Below are 17,693 nucleotides of genomic sequence, written 5' to 3'. Positions count from 1 at the left end.
GCTCGGTACGGCGGAGCGGGGTGTCCCTGGCGGGCACCCCGCTCCGCCGTACCGAGTTGTCGGTGCGAAGTGTCATGCTCGTACGCATGAACGACGACGCCTTCTGGGCTCTCATCGACGAGTTGAGCCGCCGTCCCGGCGACCGGGACGAGCGGCTGGAGTGGCTGGGTGAGCAGCTGCTGCTGCGGCCCGCCACCGAGAGCGCGGAGTTCCAGGTACGGCTGGAGCGGGCGTGCGAGGCCGCCGACACCAAGGGGGTGTGGACCGCGGCGGACCGCGTCGAGAGCGGCTCCTGCACCGACGACGGCTTCCACTACTTCACGCTCTGGCTGGTGGCGCAGGGCCGCAAGGTGTACGAGTCGGTCCTCGCCGACCCCGACGCGCTGGCCGACGTGCCGGGGATCCGGCTCCTGGTGGGGCGGCCCCGTGACGACTGGCACGACGACGAGTGGCCGGAGTGGGAGGAGCTCGACTACGTCGCCCAGGACGCGTACGACGAGCTGACCGGCCAGGAGGACGACGACGGCGAGGAGTTCCTCGACGCGGTGGAGGAGGCGGAGGCGGCGGCCGAGGCCGCGGGGGAGTGGGAAGAGGACGACGAGCTCCGCGGGGCTCGTCAGGAGGGGGTGGCGATCCCCCGGCTCACCGCCCTCTTCCCGCTCGGGACGTCCGTCTCCTGAGGCCTGTCTCGCAGGCCCTAGGAGGCGGACGGGTTCCGGCGGCGGCCGATCAGCAGGCTGCCCGCCGCGAAGGCGGTGAGGGCGCCCGCGCCCGCGAGGGCCAGGGGAAGCGGCGAGGAGGGGGCCTCGGCCGTCCCGGCGGAGAGGGCCGGCGCCTGCTCGTCGCCGCCGTGGCCCGCGTGGCTCACGGTGGACAGCTCGGCGCCGGCCGCGATCTTCGCCTCGGTCGGGGCCTGGGCCCGCGCGGCCGTCCCGGTTCCGAAGGTGACGTCCGAGCAGCTGTAGAAGGCCTCGGGGCTGTCGTTGCGCTGCCACACCTTGTAGACGATGTGCCGTCCCGTACGGGCGGGCAGGTTGCCCGTGAAGGCGTAGTAGCCGTCGGTCGCGGTGCGGGGGGTGGCGTACACCGCGACGGGGGTCGCGTCGAGGTCCGACCACTTCAGCGGCTGCGTGGGGTCGAAGCCGGGCTTGGTGAGGTAGACGGTCATCGTGCCGGAGTGGGCGGCCGTCACCCGGACCTTGAAGTCGAAGGAGCCCGCGGTGACCGCCGTCGCGGGCCAGTCGGTGCGCGCCCAGTCCAGGGCGCGGTACTTCTCGCGGTTGGCCGAGCAGAGCTTGCCGTCCGGGATGAGGGCCTGGTGCTGCCCCGCGGCGTTCGCGATGTTGACCTCGTTCCAGTCGTAGAGCGGCTGGGTGCCGGAGTCGGCGACGAGGTCCTTGCAGACCTGGGACCTGGGCGTCTCGGGGCCCTCGGCGTAACAGGCGGCCACCCGGCTGACGGGGTTGAAGACGGCCCCGTGGGCGCTCGCGGTGGTGGGGGTGAGGCTGACGAGTGCGGCCGCGGCGGACAGGGCGGCGACGCCGGTGGCGGTACGGCGGGAGGACGGCATGCGGGGGCTCTCTCTCGTGCGTGGGGGAGGACGGGACGAGCAACGCGCGCTGACCGCAAGGAAGTTGAACTCCGTGCGATCGTCGAAGAGCCTCGCATTGGTCCATACCAATAGGCAAGGGGGTGGACCGGGAAAGCCGAAGCGGCCCCCGGGGTGCCGCCCACCGGGGACCGCTTCGGAGCAGCGGGGGCGTCAGCCGTTCGCGAGCGCCTGCACGCGCGAGAGGTCGCCGTTGAAGTGGTTGTGGTCGCCGACCGTCGGGCCGGAGGAGGTGTACTGCCACATCGTGTAGTACAGCCAGCCGGCCGGGAGTTCGCCCACCGTGGAGGCGTACCGCGCGACCCACAGCGGGTTGGTCGACCCGAAGCCGGAGTAGTTGCCGGTGCACTGCGTCCACCAGCTGGTCGCCGTGTAGATCACGGCGTCCCGGCCGGTGCGGTACTTGTAGCGGTTCACGAAGTCGCGGATCCAGGCCACCATCCCGGCCTGGGTCTTGCCGTAACAGGTCGCCCCGTACGGGTTCCACTCGATGTCGAGCACGCCGGGCAGCGTCCTGCCGTCCTTCGACCAGCCGCCGCCGTTGTTGACGAAGTAGTCGGCCTGGGCGGCGCCGGTCGTCGTGTCCGGGGTCGCGAAGTGGTACGAGCCGCGGATCATGCCGACGTTGTACGAGCCGTTGTACTGCTGCGCGAAGTAGGTGTTCTTGTAGTAGGTGCCCTCCGTCGCCTTGACGTAGGCCCACTTGACGCCGCTGTTCCACAGCGTGGACCAGGCGACGTTGCCCTGGTGGCTGGAGACGTCCACGCCTTCCGTCTGGACGGCCTGGATCGAGATGCCGCCCGGCGCGCCGTCGCGCCCGTCGTGTTCGAGGACGCCCATGCCCATGCTGGCGGACCCCCGCTCGGGCACCTGGCGGGCGCCCGGGTCCTGGGCGGCACCGGCGGGCCCGGCGAGGGGGAGGAGGAGGGCCAGGGCCGCGAGGGCGGCACCGGCGAGGGTCGTTCCGGATCTGTGCACACGCATTCCGTGCCTCCGAAAGGATCGGTGGGGGAGCGAGGTCGACAGCCTCTGGTGTGGACATGTCATCGGCGAGGCCGGAGATGACGCTACGCACGTAGACCCGGGCGGCGGAAGGGGGCCCGGATACCGCCGTTGGTCTACTCCTGCGAAATACTGAAGGAGCTGCGGCGATGGCCTCGGCCGGCAGAAACTTTCAGCGGCCGGAAAGCCGCGGGGAGTCACCGGAGAACGCGTGGGAGGTGCTGACGTGCACGGAAGCGGTACGGGAGGCGAAGACCGGGTCGCACCGCCCGCCGGCGTGCGCGCGGGAGAGCCGCCCGCGGCAGCGGTCGAGCCGCCCGCCGGGCCGGGCACCCCCTCCGCCGGTGCCGTCGACCCGGAGTTCCTCGCGCTCGAACGCGAGCTGGCGGTCTTCCTGCGGCGGGCGCGCGCCCAGTCCGGCGAGATGGCCAGGGAGGTCCACCCGGAGCTGGAGCCCGCCGCCTACGGCCTCTTCGTACGCCTCGACGACACCGGCCCCCAGCGGGCCACCGAACTCGCCGGGTACTTCGGCGTCGGCAAGGCCACCATGAGCCGCCAGCTCCGCGCCCTCGAGGACCTCGGGCTCGTCGCCCGCGACCCCGACCCCGCCGACGGGCGCGCCTCGCTGGTCCGGCTCACCGAGGAGGGCCGCCGGCGGTTCCGGCGCGTACGTGACGCCCGGCGCGAGCGGTACGTCCGCAAGCTCACCGACTGGGACCGCGCCGAGGTCGCCGAACTCGCCCGGCTCCTGAACCACTTCAACGTCCGGTTCGAGGGGTGACCGCTCAGGGAGCGGGCAGTTCCGCGTAGGCGGCCGTGGCGTCGTCGTGCCGCTTCCAGCGGCGCACCCCACCCGCCTCCCCGTCCGCCGCCTCCAGGGCGCGCACCCGGCGGAGCAGGCCGAGCGGCCCCTCCTTGCGCAGGACGCGGTGGCAGTCCGTCCAGTCGCCCTCGCCGAACAGGTCCACCCAGCGGCTCGCCCCGTCCGTGAGCGCGGCCAGGGACCGTACCTCCGCGCGCGGGGTCGTCCCCGTCACCGCCCGCCCCGCGACCGCCGGATCGGCCGCCGCGGTGAAGAAGCCGCCCTCCCGGTTCCGCAGCCGGTCCGTCGCCGCCAGGGACCGCAGGACCTCTACCGGCACCCGGTCGAGCCGGTCGTCGAGCACGGCCCGTACCGACCCGTCCGGGGACTCCAGGAGGAGGACGGAGTCGGACAGGACGAGGTGTTCGACCCGGGTCTCGTCCCAGCGGACGAGCACCACGGTTGCCTGGGGCGTACGTACGTGAGAAAGGTCACAGGTGCTCCGGTGGGCGTCCGCGGTGCGCCGGATTGCGACGGAGAGGATCTCCGGCAGGGGCATGTCCGGTCGGGAAGCGGACAGTTCGGTCAAAGCCCCGCCCAGTCGCGCGGTGAACCACGGCACGGTGTGCACACAACCGTCATCACCCGCCGGTGGTGTGACGCCGTCGAGGAGGACGACGGTCCCGCCGCTGCCCGAGGCGGGCAGGGCGGTGGCCACCCAGTCCTCGTTGGGGCGTTCGGGGCTGCCGGGGAGGGAGGCGGCTTCACTGCGCATGGCGACCAGTGTGCCCGGCCCGGTGCACTCCTTCACGAGACCTGCAAATGACCGTAAATGGCCTGTACCAACCCGGCGAGGGCGGTTCGAGAGGCGGAACGGGCACTTCCGTGGAGCTGCGGGCGGGCATCTTGCCAAAGCCCGCGCGGAAGATCCAACCGGGGGCCCTCCGGGGCCCCTCGCGCCCGCCCGGAGAAGTTGTTCGCCAACTCATGAGTGTTGTTCACTCGTTCGGGTGGCGGAGCGGCCGATGCACGCCCCCTTCCCAGAAGCGCTGGAATGGTCGGAAGCCGTACCAGGGGTGGGGGCGCTCCATGTGACCGGCCGTCACCTCTGCTTTGTGGCTGGACGAGTCAAGAATGCGAGCACCGGTGCAGATGAAGCGGCCTCGGAGCAAGAACGGCGCGCGGAGCCAGACCCCCGGTGTGATCCCGACCCCGGACGCGAGCGCCGCCACGGCGCCCCACGGCAACGCCCCCTCCGGTGACCCCGTTTCCGGAAGCGTCACCACCCCCGGCAGCGCGCCCTCCGTACAGGCCCCCACCGGCCGTTCGAAGCGCGTCCGCAACCGGCTGGTCGCCGGCGTCGCCCTCGTCGGCGTCACCGTCCTCGCCGCCGGAGCCCCCGCGGTCCTCGCCGCCTCCACCCAGCTCACCGACTCCCAGCGACTGGTCACCCTCGCCGAACTCGACCGGCAGGCCGTCACCCTGGCCCACTCCCTCGCCGACGAGCGCGACGAGGTCGTCGCGTACATCGCCGCCGGCCGGGACGCCCAGAGCGGCGACGCCAAGGACAAGCGCCAGGTCACCAGCGTCCGGTCCACCCGGGTCGACCGGCAGATCGACGAGATCCGGCCCGCCGCATCCGCCGAACTCCGCCGTGACCTCGCCGGAGTCCCCTCCGTCCGCCGCGCCGCCCTCACCGGCAAGGGCACGGCCCTGGAGGCCCACCGGGCGTACTCCGAGGTCATCACCAAGCTCCAGGCCCTCGCCGACGAACTGGCCGACGAGACCCCGCCCCGCGCCTCCGACACCGCGCTCACCGAGGCCACCCGCGCCCCGGCCGCCCTCGGCCGCGCCGTCGAACAGGCCTCCGCCACCCGCGGCCTGCTCCTCGCCGCGCTCTCCGTGGCACAGCCCGAGCCCACCGGGGACGTCCACTACGACCCCGAGACCGGCACCTACGTCCCCGACGTCCCCGAAGGCACCGCGGAGGCCGAGCGGGCCCGCGACGCCCTCACCGCCGCCGCCCAGCAGGCCAGGGTCCGTGAACTCGCCGCCCTGGGCGACTTCGACCAGGCCGCCGGCTCCACCGCCCGCGACTCCCTCGCCGCCACCGTCGCCGGACCCGACGTCAAGAGCGCCGAACGCCTCCTCGCCTCCCTCACCGACCAGCCCCGCCTCACGGAGACCGAGCGCGAGACCGACCGGGCCGGCCTGGAGTCCGCCCTCTCCGCCCGCGTCGAGCAGATGCGAGGCGTCGAGTCCGCCCTCGCCGCCGAGCGGGTCGAACGGCTCGGCGCGCTCCGCGACGACGACGTCACCGCCCTCGAACTGCGCATCGCCTTCCTCGGCGGCTGCCTGCTCGTCGCGATCGGCATCTCCACCTACGTCGCCCGCACCCTCACCCGGCCGCTCGCGGTCCTCCGCATCGGCGCCGCCAGGCTCGCCGCCGCCCCCGCGCCGCAGACGGAGGAGCCGGTCCGCTTCACCGGCCGCAACGACGAGTTCGCGCAGGTCGTCCGCTCCCTCAACACCCTGCACGGCAAGCTCCACGGTCTCGCCGCGCACACCGAGCGGCTCACCGCGGGGCAGGCCGACCTCACCTCCGCCAAGGACGCCCTCGGCGCCGAGCTGGCCACCCAGCGCGCCGAACTCCAGGGCCGGGTCGCCCTCCTCACCGCCGACCTCGAACGGCTCAGGAGTACCGTCCACCACACCTTCGTCAACCTCTCGCTGCGCAGCCTCGGGCTCGTCGAGCGGCAGCTCGGCGTCATCGAGAAGCTGGAGGAGCGCGAGCAGGACCCGGACCGCCTCGCGACCCTCTTCAAGCTCGACCACATGGCGACCGTCATGCGCCGCCACAGCGAGAACCTGCTCGTCCTCGCCGGGCACGAGCACGTCCACGGCCACGCCGGGCCCGTCCCGCTCGTCGACGTGCTGCGCGCCGCCGTCAGCGAGATCGAGCGGTACGAGCGGGTCACGATCCAGTCGCTGCCGCCGCACGCCCAGATCGCCGGGTTCGCCGCGGACGACCTAAGCCACCTGATCGCGGAACTCCTGGAGAACGCCACCTCCTTCTCGCCGCCCGACGCGGAGGTCCAGCTCTCCGGCTGGCTCCTGGAGTCCGGCGAGGTGATGCTCTCCGTGCAGGACGCGGGCATCGGCGTGACCCCGTCCCGCCTCGCCGAACTCAACGGGCGGCTGGCCGAGGCCGATCCGGCCGCCTTCGACGGCGAGGGCCTCGGCATGCGCGTCATCGCCATGCTCGCCGCCCGCCACGGCGTCCGCGTCGAGCTGCGCGAGCAGAAGCCGGGCGGCACGGCGGCCGTCGTGGTCCTGCCGCGGGCCCTGCTCCCCACCGCCCCGCCGACCACCGTGACGGAGCCGGTACGGGTGGCGGGCGCGGCGCCCGTGATCCAGCTGCCCGGCTCGGCCGCGGAGGCCAACTCCAACACGCTGCCGTCCCGGAACCGCGACCCGCTCGTGGAGGCGGCGGAGCGGGCGTTCCTCGCGGCGGAGGGGGACGCGGCGAGGGACGCGGGGACGCCCCGGGAGTCGACTCCCGAGCAGACCCGGGAGCCGGCCCCCGAGCCGGCGTCTCACCAGGACCCGGAACCGACTCCGGAGCCGGCGTACGAGGAGCCCGAGCCGGCCGCCCAGGGCGCGTCGGTCTCCGAGACCACGCTCCAGGTCCGGCTGCCCGACCCGCCGCCGGAGCCGGACGCCCACGGCCGCGTCGCCGACGAGCCGTTCACGGACCAGCCGGCCACCGCCGAGCCGGACACTGACCAGCCGGTCACCGCCCCGCCGTTCACCGAACAGCCGGCCACCGCCGAGCCGCTCATCGGCCAGCCGGTCACCGACCAGCCGGTCACCGACGAGCCGGTCACCGACGAACAGGTTCCCGGCCCGCGCCCCGCCCAGTGGGAGCGGATCACCGACAAGGGCCTGCCCAAGCGCACCCCGCAGGTGGTCCGCCCGGCCGGTGCCGCCACCGCCCCCCGGCAGGGCGGCGTGGACGCGGAGGCCCTGCGCCGCCGCCTCGGCGGCTTCCACCAGGGCGCCAAGGCCGGGCGCCGCGACGTGGAGGCGGAGATCGACACGGCGCGGATAGATGCCGCGAGGACCGCACGTACAGAGGAGTTGACGGGGGACACAGTCGAGGAGGCACGCAGTTGACTGCGACGGGAACGTTCGGACTGAGCACGGAAGCCCGCAACCTGCAATGGCTGCTGGGGAATCTGGTGGAGGAGGTACCCGGCGTCCGCTCGGTCGCCGTCGTCTCCTCCGACGGCCTGCTGCTGCTCTCGTCCGACCCGGCCGCCCAGCAGAGCACGACGGCCGCCGCCGAAGCCGGCCGTCCTGACGGGCCGCGCGGCTCCAGCGCCGACCTGGCCACCATCGTCTCCGGCATCGGCAGCCTGACCATCGGCGCCGCCCGCCTGATGGACGGCGGCGGGGTCAAGCAGACCATGGTGGCGATGGAGGAGGGCAGCGTCTTCGTGATGTCGATCAGCGACGGTTCGCTGCTCGGCGTACACGCCACGCCCGACTGCGACATGAGCGTCGTGGCGTACCACATGGCGCTCTTCGTGGGCCGCGCCGGTCACGTACTCACCCCCGAAGTCCGCAGCGAGCTGCGCAAATCGATGGAGAGCCCCCAGTGACCTCAGCTTCTTCGGCCTACCCGGGGCCCCACGCCCACCGGCTGCCGGTACGCGGAGACGGCCGGCGCCCCGCGCGCGTACGCCCGTATTCGCTGACCGGCGGTCGTACCCGCTTCGGCCACGTCCTGCTCGTCGAGACCTTCGTGGCGGCGCTCGAAGCGCCCGCCGCCCGCAAGGTCCTGACGGACGGCGGGCCCGGCGCCCGCGGTCTGATGCCGGAGATGCGGGCGATCGTCGAGATCTGCCGCCGGATGCGGACGGTCGCGGAGGTCTCGGCGCTGTTGAAGATGCCGTTGGGGGTCGTCCGGGTGCTCCTCAGCGACCTGGCCGACCAGGGAAAGATCCGTGTGTACGGGACCGGTCACGGCACCGGCCAGCCCGACCGCGCGCTCCTCGAAAGGGTGCTGAGTGGACTCCGTCGTCTCTGACGCCTCCGCCGTCTCCGATTCTCCGTCGGTCGCCGGCATCCCCGCGCAGCCCAAGGCCGATCCGTTCGAACGGGATACCGCCGGCTCGCACACCCCGACCCCTGTTCCGGCCCCCGTCCCGGACGCCGACGACGGGGCCCAGGACTGGCAGCTCGACCACACCCGCGCCCCGATAGCGACGAAGATCGTCGTCGCGGGCGGCTTCGGCGTGGGCAAGACCACCTTCGTCCGCGCGGTCTCGGAGATCACCCCGCTCCAGACCGAGGCGCTGATGACGCGGGCGAGCGAGGACACCGACGACCTCAGCGCCACCCCGGACAAGCTCACCACCACGGTGGCGATGGACTTCGGCCGGATCACGCTCGACAACGACCTGGTGCTGTACGTCTTCGGCACGCCGGGACAGCAGCGCTTCTGGTTCATGTGGGACGACCTGGTGCGCGGCGCGATCGGCGCGATCGTGCTCGCCGACACCCGCAGGCTCACCGACTGCTTCCCGGCCCTCGACTACTTCGAGAGCTGTGGACTTCCGTACATCGTGGCCGTCAACCACTTCGAGGGCACCGAGGTGTTCGAGGCGGAGGACGTCAGGGAAGCTTTGACCGTGCCGCCGCACGTACCCGTGGTGATCATGGACGCGCGCAAGCGGTACAGCGTCGTCGAGAGCCTGCTCGCGATGGTCGCGCACGCGCTCGAAGCAACCCCCGAATAGTCCTCCCCGTCACGACTGACACGACCGTCACGCCAGGAGCACCACCCATGCGGAAGATACTCATAGTCGGCGCGGGCCAGTCAGGCCTGCAGCTCGCCCTCGGACTCCAGTCGCGGGGGTACGAGGTCACCCTCATGTCGAACCGGACGGCGGACGAGATCCGGTCCGGCCGGGTCATGTCCACCCAGTGCATGTTCGACACCGCGCTCCAGCACGAGCGTGATCTCGGCCTCGACTTCTGGGAGTCCCAGGCCCCGCGCATCGAGGGCCTCGGCGTCTCCGTCGCGGGCCCCGACTCCGGCCGGTTGATCGACTGGGTCGGGAAGCTCGACGGGTACGCCCAGTCCGTCGACCAGCGGGTCAAGATGGCCGGCTGGATGGAGACCTTCGCCCAGCGCGGCGGCCAGCTGGTCATACACGGCGCGGCCGTCGGCGACCTGGACTACTTCTCCCGCAGCTACGACCTGGTGCTCGTCGCGGCGGGCAAGGGCGAACTGGTCTCCATGTTCGGCCGGGACGCCTCCCGCTCCCCGTACAGCGAGCCGCAGCGCGCGCTGGCCGTCGCGTACGTCCACGGCCTCGGCCCGCGCCCCGAGCACCCGGACTTCGACGCGGTCCGCTGCAACATCGTCCCGGGCGTCGGCGAACTCTTCGTCATGCCGACGCTGACCACCGGCGGCCGTGCCGACATCCTCTTCTGGGAGGGCGTCCCGGGCGGCCCGCTCGACGCCTTCCAGGGCGTGAAGGACCCGGCGGAGCACCTGTCGCTGACCCTGGAGCTGATGGAGAAGTTCACGCCCTGGGAGTACGCGCGGGCCACCAAGGTCGAACTGACCGACGCCGGCGGCACCCTCGCCGGCCGGTACGCGCCGACCGTCCGCAACCCGATCGGCCGCCTCCCCGGCGGCGGACTGGTCCTCGGCGTCGCCGACGTCGTCGTCGCCAACGACCCGATCACGGGACAGGGCTCCAACTCGGCGTCCAAGTGCGCCGCCGCGTACCTCGCCGCCATCGTCGAGCACGGCGAGAAGCCCTTCGACGAGGAGTGGATGCGGGGCGCCTTCGACCGCTACTGGCAGACGGCCCAGCACGTCACCAAGTGGACGAACGCGATGCTCGCCCCGCCGCCGGAGCACGTCCTCAACCTGCTCGGCGCGGCCGGCCAGCTCCAGCCGATCGCCGACCGCTTCGCGAACGGCTTCAACGACCCGTCGGACTTCGAGAACTTCTTCTTCGACCCGGAGAAGACGAACGCCTACCTGGCCTCGCTCACCGGAAACTGACCGCCCGCCGGCGCGTGCCGGAGTGGGACCGGAGGGGTACTGGTGGTCGTAGCCGATGACCAGTACCCCTCCGGCCCATCGGAACTCACCCTCCGGGCCGCCTCGGCGGCGGGAAGGCACCGGGCAGGAAGAGGCCCCCGAACACGTCCACTCCGAACGCCACCACCGTCGCGAGCACCAGGTTCAGGAACGACCACCATCAGCCTCCCTTGAGCGGGTCCACCGTCCGGCCGAGGGCCGTGAAGACGCCGACCTGTGCGTGGAAGCCCGCCGTAAAGGGCTCGAACCGTCCGGCCTCCGTGTTCGATGATGTGCGCATGCCCCTCTCGAACACCCTGGACCGCGTGGACGCGGACCTGGCCGCCGGCCGTGTGCCGATGGCGCGCCAGCGCCTGCGCGGCCTCGTCTCGTCCTTCCCGTCCGACCTGACCCTCCGCCGCCGTCTGGCCGAGGTGTACCGGCTCTACGGCGACGCCGCGGAGGCGGGGCGCTGGATGTACCTCGAAGAGGACCGGAGCGAGGACGAGACCGCCGCCTTCGAGGCGCGCTACAGGTCCACGGGTCGGCGGATGAAGGCCCTCGCGTGGCGCGGTCCCGAGACGCTCGCCGCCACTGCGTTCGCGGAGGAACAGCTCGCGGCACTGAGGACGGCCCGCGACGAGGAGACCCGGCGCCCGGTCGACTGGGACGACCCCGCCTCCTACGAGGAGGACGAGGACGAGGCGGACGAGGCGCCCGCCGAGCCCTGGACGGTCGGTGGCGTCCTCGCGGGCATCGGCTGCGTGGTGGGCGTCGCCGCCTTCGTGACGGTCTGGATCATCGGTGTCGTCGCCCTCTTCGACTGAGAGACACGGCTCGCGGCCCCGGCGCGGCCCGCCTCCGCCCGGCGGACCGCGAGCGGAGTCAGCAGGCCCGTGAGCGCGAAGAGAGCGCCCACGGCGAACCAGCCGGGGCGGCCCCAGCCGACGCACAGCGCGATGAGCAGGCCGGGTCCCACCGCCTCGGACAGCCCGGCGCCGAGACCGAAGACGCCTAGGTACTGCCCGGTGGCGTGGGGTGGGGCGAGTGCGTACGACACCTCGAAGCCGCCCGCCGAGTGCCACAGTTCGCCGACGGTGTGGACCACCACGGCGGTCAGCAGCAGCCCGACCGCCACCACCCCCGGCGTCCCCGCCGAGAGCGCGACGAGCGCGCAGGAGACGAGGAAGGCCGCTCCGGCACGGCGGTACGCGCGCCCGCCCGCGCGGGGGGAGTCGATGCCGCGGCTCGCGCGCACCTGGAGGGCGACGACGAGCACGGTGTTGGCGAGCATCGTGCCCGAGACGAGCCAGTGCGGGGCGCTGGTGGACCCCACCAGCCACAGCGGGATCGCCACCGTCAGCACCTTGAACTGGATGGCCATGACCCCGTCGAGCGCGGTGAGGGCGAGATACGGCCCGTCCCGCAGCGCGATCCACCGCGGCCCGCGCGTGACGGGCGCCGGCGCGACGGGTGGCAGCAGGAGCAGGACGACGGCGGAGGCCGCGAACGCCACCGCGTTGCCGAGGACGAGGAGCCGGTACGCGTCGAGCGTGCCGACCTGGACCGCCCACCCCGCGAGCAGCGCGCCCAGGGAGATGCCGACGTTGGTGACGGCCCGCAGGTAGGCACGGAACTCCTGCGGCCGGTCCCCTCCGTAGTGTCGTACGAGCGGCGCGCGAGCCGCCCCGCCGGCCGCCTTCGCACCGGTGGCGGCCGAGACGGCGAGGACGAACGGCCAGAAACCGTCGGCGAACACGAAGGCGCCCGTGGCCAGCGCCTGCACCACCAGGGTGGCCACGTACACGCCCCGCGCCCCCCGCCGGTCCGCGAGATGGCCGACGCCGATGCCCACCGCGAGCGAGAGCAGCCCGGCGATCCCGAGCCCGAGGCCCACGGTCGCGGCCGGGAGGCGTACGGCCTGGGTGAAGTAGAGAACGCCGGCGGTCAGGAAGAGCCCGCTGCCGACGGTGTTCACGAAGTTCGAGGCGGCGAGCGTGCGTTGAGGTCCGGTGTCCGGCAAGAGCTTGGGCATGACGGGGCTCCGCGTCCGTGACAGGGCGGCAAGTAAGGACCCGTCAAGCTTGTTGCATATTACTTGCAAGAACAAGGGGTGTGCGGAACGTGGGAGTTGAGCCCAGGGGGGTTCAGGTGCGGTCGTACCCCTCGTCCTCGCCGTCCCTGGCACCCGCCGGAAGCGCGGGCGGGCTGTACGCGGCCAGGGGCTCGCCGCCCGGGTCGGGGCGCACGGCACCGAGCAGCGGGTTCGCCGCGATCGGGGAGACCTTCACCTTCCCGCCGGGACGCGGGGCCTGGACCACAAGGCCTTCGCCCAGGTAGACCGCCACATGAGTGGCGCCCGGGAAGTAGACCACCAGGTCCCCGGGGCGCAGCTCGGACAGCGGCACCCGGGGCAGGGTCGCCCACTGCTCCTGGCTGGTGCGCGGTACCTCCCGGCCGGCCGCCGCCCACGACCGCTGGGTGAGGCCCGAGCAGTCGTACGTCTCCGGGCCCTCCGCCCCCCACTCGTACGGCTTGCCGATCTGGCCCACCGCGAACCGCAGCGCCTCCGCGCCCGCCCGGGAGGGGGTCCGCCGGCCGTCCAGGACGCCGGAGTCGAGGAGTTCGCGCTGCGCGCCCGCCGTCTCGGCCCGCTCGAGCTCGGTGAGCCGGGCCAGCTGCTCCGGCGAGAGCCCGGCGAGCAGCTTCTCGACCTCGGCGAGACGGGCCCGCACCTCGTCGCGGCGGGTGCGCTGGGCGGCGGCGAGGGTCTGCTGCCGGTCCAGGGCCTTCCGGGAGGCGCTCGCCAGGGCGGCCGCCTGCCGCTCGGCCCCTTCGAGCCGGGGCAGGGCCGCGGCGCGGTCGCGTGCCGCCCGGGCCATCAGATGTCCCTGGTCCAGGGCGGACCGGGGGTCCGGCGCGAAGAGCAGCCGCAGGTAGGAGGAGAGTTCGGACCTGCCCTGGTACTGGTGCCGGGCGATCCGCCCGGCCGCGGCGCGCCCCTTCTCCAGGGCGGTACGGGCGGCGGTGAGCCGGGCGGTGAGCTTCTTGGTGTCGGCGGTCTGGAGCTTCAGCGCCTCCTCGGCGGCGTTGAACCGCTCGGTGGCCTCCTCGGCCTGCCGGTACAGCGTCCGCAGACGCGTGAGCAGGGCGGTGACGGAGTCGCCGCCGGGGGGAGGGAGAGCGGCGCCGTCATCGAGTGCGGCAGGGCTCTCGGGGGCGTCGGGGCCGTCGGCCGCGTCGGCCGCGTCGGGTCCGGCCGGCGCAGCCGACGCGGCCTCGCCCGCGCCCGCGTCCTCGACCTTGCCCTCGCCCGCGCCCGCGCCCTCGACATCGTCCTCGCCCTCGTCCCCGCCCTCGGCGGGATCCACCGGCCCGGCCTCCGGATCGACGGGCTCCACCGGCTCCGCCGCCGGGTCGGCCCAGGCGATCGGGGCCTCCGCCGGAGGTTCCACCGGCGGCTCCGGCGCGCCGGCGGCGCCCGCGGGAGCAGTCACCCCGGTGAACGCCGTCGCCGCGGCGAGCACCCCCGTGCAGACCGTACGCAGCAGCAGCCTCCGCGACACGTCACCACCTCCACGGGGATGATGACGCCTCACTTCATCTGATTACCGTACGAATAGTGGCGCGTCCGGCGTGCTCACCCGTTCGGCTCAGCCTCCGTGGGCCTCGGCTTCGGCTTCGGCCTCGACCACGGCCACTTCAGCTCGCGCCGCTCGCGGCCCTCCGGCGCGTACTGGTAGACCCAGCCGCGCTGGAGCCCGAGCCGCTTCGTGTAGCCCGAGGGCTCGCGCCGGTACGTGTACAGGGTGGGCGGACGCCCGTCGTGTGCCGGGACCGGGACCTCGTACCACTTCGGCGGGTGGCCGGTCGGGCCGAGCAGGATCGGCAGGACCCGGCCGTCGAGCGGGCCGCCGCGGAAGGGGGTGTTCTCGCTTCTCACCTCTCCAGTCTCTCCCGTTCAGAGCAGGCCCGAGGGCTCACAGCAGGCGGGCCGCCTCGCCCACCACCGGAATCACCCGCCGGGCCAGCCTCGCGACCGGCCCCTCCGGCGTCTCCTGGGTGAGCAGCCGGCCGACGACCCGTGCCGTCTCCTCGTCGCTCGCCGCGGTCGCCGCCAACAGCGCGACGAGATGGTCGACGAGCCAGTCCCGCAGCTCCCCGGCAGGGGACCGCACGTCCTCGTCGAGCCAGATGAGCGACGCCGCCTCCACGGCGGCGATCCACGTCCTGACCAGCATGCCGAGCCGGGGCCCCGGGCGTTCCACCCCCAGGTGGACGAAGATCTGCTCGGCGGCGGCCCGCCGCACCTCGTCGACGATCGCGGTGGTCCGGGAGGTCTCGGCGACGCTGCCGCCGCGCAGCAGCGCGCTGAACCCCGCGTCGTGCTCGTCGACGAAGGCGAGATACCGGTCGAGCACCCGGCCGAGCCGCTCCGTGGGCGGACCGTCCGGCGGCTCGGTGAAGCAGTGGTTCAGCGCGTCGGCGGAGGAGCGCAGGGCGGCCTCGTACAACTGCTGCTTGCCGCCGGGGAAGTAGCGGTAGACGAGGGGCCGCGAGACACCGGCCGCCTCGGCGACGTCGTCGAGCGAGACGTCTTCGGGCGTCCGGTGGGCGAAGAGCTCCTGGGCGGCGTCGAGGAGCTGCCCGCGCCGCTCCTCGACACTGAGCCTGCGGTACGCGGGAGTGGCGGCGCTCGTCATGGTCCGCAGCGTAACCGCGGAACGCGCCGGTCAGGCGACCGGTCCGGAACCGGCCGCCTGACCGACCGCGAACCGGCTCGGAACGGTCCCTAACCGGCTCGCTACGGGTCTCGCACCGGCTCGGCGGGGTCCCTGACCGCCTCGCAACGGGTCTCGCACCCGCTCGGGTCAGGCCAGGAGCCCGGAGGACTTCCAGAGCCGGCGCCCCGGCCCGCGCAGCACGCCGATGTCGTCGAGGAAGTCCGTGAGCCGCCGCGCCCCGGACTGCATGACCTCGCGCCGGTGCCCGCTCGCCCGCACCTGGGCCACGGCCTCCCGCCGGTCCAGGCCGACCGCCTCGTACACCTGGGGGTTGACGAAGCAGGTGGAGAAGACCCGGGCGGCCTCGCCGCAGCTGAGCCGGGTGAACTCCTGCTCCCAGCGCGGCGCCGTCACCATCTGGCGCCGCAGTTCCTCCCGGGCGTACCGCACGTGGCGGGCCTCCTCCACCACATGGATGCGGGTCACGCCGCGCACGAGGGTCTGCACCCGCTCGTCGGGGAAGGTCAGCCGCTGCATCCAGTCGAGGATCTCCTCGCCGAGCAGGGTCGAGGCGAAGGAGCCCGGGGTGGTGGAGACGGTCTTCAGGATCCGGGCGAGGTTGTGGTAGATCCTCGGCACCGGGTACGCGGGCGTGCCGCCCCGCTGGATCAACCGGGCGAACATCATCGAATGCCGGCACTCGTCGGCGATCTCGGTCAGCGCGTAACGCACGTGATGGCTGGTCAGCGACTTGTCGTAGATGTGGCGGACGAGCAGCTGCATGAGGATGATCTCGAACCAGATGCCCAGCGAGGCGAGTGAGGCCGCCTCGTGGCGCGAGAGCGTGATCCGCTGCTCCTCTGACATCCGCCGCCACAGCGGGGTGTCGTAGAGCGAGACCAGCTCGGGCGGCCAGAACCACTTGCCGTCCTCGAACGGCGCATCCCAGTCCAGTTCGGTGTCCGGGTCGTAGGAGTGCTTGCGGGAGGACTCCAGAAGGCGCTCGGCGACCTGCTCACGATCGCGCAGCGGCCCCAGGGCGTCCCGCAGGAGGCTGAAGTCGGGCTCGGTGAAAGGGGTCATGGTGGAGGCACCTCGCTGCGCTCGCCGTCGCGTACCTGTCATTCAGCCTTATGAGACTGCCCGTCAGCAGCACCGTCAATCCCTCGTGCGCGACTTGTTGACGACCCGTCTAGCAGCGTGTGAGCCTGACCGGAGGCGCGTACGAAGGAATCGTACGAACGACTCGCACCACGGGAACGGCCATCCGACCCCCAAGGAGGCGTCAGTGTCGACGCGCGACCTCTACACCACGGCCCCGCCCGCCCTCTCCTGGCAGGTGCCCGCCACGGGCGCCGCCCGCTTCTCCTGGGAGTACGAGGAAGGCCGCGAGCGCCTCCTCGCCCTCTACCAGAAGGGCAAGGACAAGCAGTGGGACGGCGCCACCCGGATCGACTGGGACCTGGAGGTCGACCCGTACGACCCGCTCGGCACCCCCGACGAGGTCCTCACCCTCCACGGCACCCGCCACTGGGCGAAGATGACCGAGAAGGACAAGGGCGACCTGCGCCGGCACTACGCCTCCTGGCAGTTCAGCCAGTTCCTCCACGGCGAGCAGGGCGCCATGATCTGCGCCGCCCGGATCGTCGAGTCCGTCCCCGACCTCGACGCCAAGTTCTACTCGGCCACCCAGACCATGGACGAGGCCCGGCACGCCGAGATCTACGGCCGCTTCCTCCACGACAAGATCGGCATGCTCTACCCGATCAACGACAACCTCAAGGGCCTCCTCGATGACACCCTGCGCGACTCCCGCTGGGACATGCCCTACCTCGGCATGCAGGTCCTCATCGAAGGCCTCGCCCTCGCTGCCTTCGGCATGATCCGCGACACCACCGACAAGCCGCTCCCCAAGCAGATCCTCGCGTACGTCATGCAGGACGAGGCCCGGCACGTGGCCTTCGGCCGGATGGCCCTGCGCGACTACTACCAGCAGCTGTCCGACGCCGAACTGCGCGAACGCGAGGAGTTCGTCATCGAGGGCTGCTACCTGATGCGGGACCGGCTGCGCGGCGTCGAGGTCCTGGAGGACTTCGGCATCCCGAGGAAGGAGGCGGAGGAACTCAGCGAGCAGAGCGAGTTCCTGCACCTCTTCCGCAAGCTCCTCTTCAGTCGCATCGTCCCCTGCGTCAAGGACATCGGCCTCTGGGGCGAACGCCTCCAGAAGGCCTACCTCGACATGGGCGTCTTCGACCTCGGCGACTCCAACCTCGATCTGCTCATGACCCAGGACGAGGAGATCGCGGAGGCGCTGGACCGCGAACGGTTCGCGGCGGAGGAGCGGGAGCGGGTCGCGGAGGTGGCCGAGGCGATCGCGGAGGGAGAGACGATGCCCTGACGGGACATCGGATCCGACATCCAGGATCCGACATCCAGGATCTGACATCCAGG

At 72.6% G+C, this 17,693-nt stretch carries 16 protein-coding genes and 1 pseudogene; 9 read left to right on the top strand and 8 right to left on the bottom strand.

Translation table 11 applies throughout. The features are described 5' to 3' along the window. Positions 1–86: 86 nt before the first annotated feature. Positions 87–680 (top strand): DUF4240 domain-containing protein, encoded by a 594-nt coding sequence (locus IO20_RS0122815; protein WP_030553454.1) that lies wholly within the window; start codon positions 87–89, stop codon positions 678–680. A 17-nt stretch (positions 681–697) separates the two neighbouring features. Here the strand turns inward: IO20_RS0122815 and IO20_RS0122810 are convergent, their stop codons facing one another. Next, the gene (locus tag IO20_RS0122810) at positions 698–1,570 is read right to left on the bottom strand and encodes a lytic polysaccharide monooxygenase auxiliary activity family 9 protein (protein WP_030553456.1); all 873 of its coding nucleotides are present in this window, start codon (positions 1,568–1,570) and stop codon (positions 698–700) included. Between the two features lie 192 nt (positions 1,571–1,762). Beyond that, positions 1,763–2,593, bottom strand: coding sequence for a lysozyme (locus IO20_RS0122805; RefSeq protein WP_030553458.1), 831 nt, complete (start codon positions 2,591–2,593; stop codon positions 1,763–1,765). 295 nt (positions 2,594–2,888) lie between these two features. Between IO20_RS0122805 and IO20_RS0122800 the strand changes: the two genes are divergently transcribed. Beyond that, positions 2,889–3,392, top strand: coding sequence for a MarR family winged helix-turn-helix transcriptional regulator (locus IO20_RS0122800; RefSeq protein ID WP_030553460.1), 504 nt, complete (start codon positions 2,889–2,891; stop codon positions 3,390–3,392). Between the two features lie 4 nt (positions 3,393–3,396). Here the strand turns inward: IO20_RS0122800 and IO20_RS0122795 are convergent, their stop codons facing one another. Continuing rightward, entirely contained in the window at positions 3,397–4,188 is a 792-nt protein-coding gene (locus IO20_RS0122795; protein ID WP_030553462.1) for a protein phosphatase 2C domain-containing protein, read from the bottom strand. A gap of 359 nt (positions 4,189–4,547) precedes the next feature. On the opposite strand from IO20_RS0122795, the gene IO20_RS0122790 reads away from it, so the two are divergent. The 6 genes from IO20_RS0122790 to IO20_RS39830 all read left to right on the top strand — a co-directional run bounded on the left by IO20_RS0122790 (position 4,548) and on the right by IO20_RS39830 (position 11,345). Continuing rightward, the gene (locus IO20_RS0122790) at positions 4,548–7,589 is read left to right on the top strand and encodes a sensor histidine kinase (protein WP_030553464.1); all 3,042 of its coding nucleotides are present in this window, start codon (positions 4,548–4,550) and stop codon (positions 7,587–7,589) included. Then, a complete protein-coding gene (locus IO20_RS0122785) occupies positions 7,586–8,077 on the top strand; it encodes a roadblock/LC7 domain-containing protein (protein ID WP_078946129.1) in 492 nt (163 codons plus the stop codon). Before IO20_RS0122790 ends, IO20_RS0122785 begins: the two co-directional genes overlap by 4 nt. Beyond that, positions 8,074–8,505, top strand: coding sequence for a DUF742 domain-containing protein (locus tag IO20_RS0122780; RefSeq protein ID WP_030553468.1), 432 nt, complete (start codon positions 8,074–8,076; stop codon positions 8,503–8,505). Before IO20_RS0122785 ends, IO20_RS0122780 begins: the two co-directional genes overlap by 4 nt. Beyond that, complete coding sequence (locus IO20_RS0122775; RefSeq protein ID WP_078946130.1) at positions 8,486–9,217, top strand: GTP-binding protein; 732 nt, start codon at positions 8,486–8,488, stop codon at positions 9,215–9,217. The genes IO20_RS0122780 and IO20_RS0122775 overlap by 20 nt, the downstream gene beginning before the upstream one ends. A gap of 47 nt (positions 9,218–9,264) precedes the next feature. Beyond that, positions 9,265–10,500, top strand: coding sequence for a styrene monooxygenase/indole monooxygenase family protein (locus tag IO20_RS0122770; protein WP_030553472.1), 1,236 nt, complete (start codon positions 9,265–9,267; stop codon positions 10,498–10,500). A 317-nt stretch (positions 10,501–10,817) separates the two neighbouring features. After that, positions 10,818–11,345, top strand: coding sequence for a DUF6584 family protein (locus IO20_RS39830; RefSeq protein WP_030553474.1), 528 nt, complete (start codon positions 10,818–10,820; stop codon positions 11,343–11,345). A 17-nt stretch (positions 11,346–11,362) separates the two neighbouring features. On the opposite strand, the pseudogene IO20_RS0122760 reads toward IO20_RS39830, so the two are convergent. From IO20_RS0122760 to IO20_RS0122740, 5 genes and pseudogenes are all read right to left on the bottom strand, one after another. Next, positions 11,363–12,553, bottom strand: a pseudogene (locus IO20_RS0122760) (MFS transporter); the annotation flags it as partial. A 112-nt stretch (positions 12,554–12,665) separates the two neighbouring features. Further along, positions 12,666–14,084 carry a C40 family peptidase gene (locus tag IO20_RS0122755; RefSeq protein WP_030553482.1) on the bottom strand — a complete coding sequence of 473 codons (1,419 nt, stop codon included), beginning with the start codon at positions 14,082–14,084 and terminating at the stop codon, positions 12,666–12,668. 74 nt (positions 14,085–14,158) lie between these two features. Then, positions 14,159–14,461 carry a hypothetical protein gene (locus IO20_RS0122750; RefSeq protein ID WP_030553485.1) on the bottom strand — a complete coding sequence of 101 codons (303 nt, stop codon included), beginning with the start codon at positions 14,459–14,461 and terminating at the stop codon, positions 14,159–14,161. Positions 14,462–14,498: 37 nt separating this feature from the next. Then, positions 14,499–15,221, bottom strand: coding sequence for a TetR/AcrR family transcriptional regulator (locus IO20_RS0122745; protein WP_030553486.1), 723 nt, complete (start codon positions 15,219–15,221; stop codon positions 14,499–14,501). A 168-nt stretch (positions 15,222–15,389) separates the two neighbouring features. Continuing rightward, positions 15,390–16,325: an AurF N-oxygenase family protein gene (locus tag IO20_RS0122740; RefSeq protein WP_030553487.1), complete on the bottom strand. Its 936-nt coding sequence runs from the start codon at positions 16,323–16,325 to the stop codon at positions 15,390–15,392. A 205-nt stretch (positions 16,326–16,530) separates the two neighbouring features. Between IO20_RS0122740 and IO20_RS0122735 the strand changes: the two genes are divergently transcribed. Then, positions 16,531–17,640 carry a ferritin-like domain-containing protein gene (locus IO20_RS0122735; protein WP_030553488.1) on the top strand — a complete coding sequence of 370 codons (1,110 nt, stop codon included), beginning with the start codon at positions 16,531–16,533 and terminating at the stop codon, positions 17,638–17,640. Positions 17,641–17,693 lie beyond the last annotated feature (53 nt).

The sequence above is a fragment of the Streptomyces exfoliatus genome, from assembly GCF_000725545.1.
Lineage (GTDB): Bacteria > Actinomycetota > Actinomycetes > Streptomycetales > Streptomycetaceae > Streptomyces > Streptomyces exfoliatus.
The sequence above is the reverse complement of the archived record's forward strand: the minus strand, read 5'-3'. Positions and strand labels throughout refer to the sequence as shown.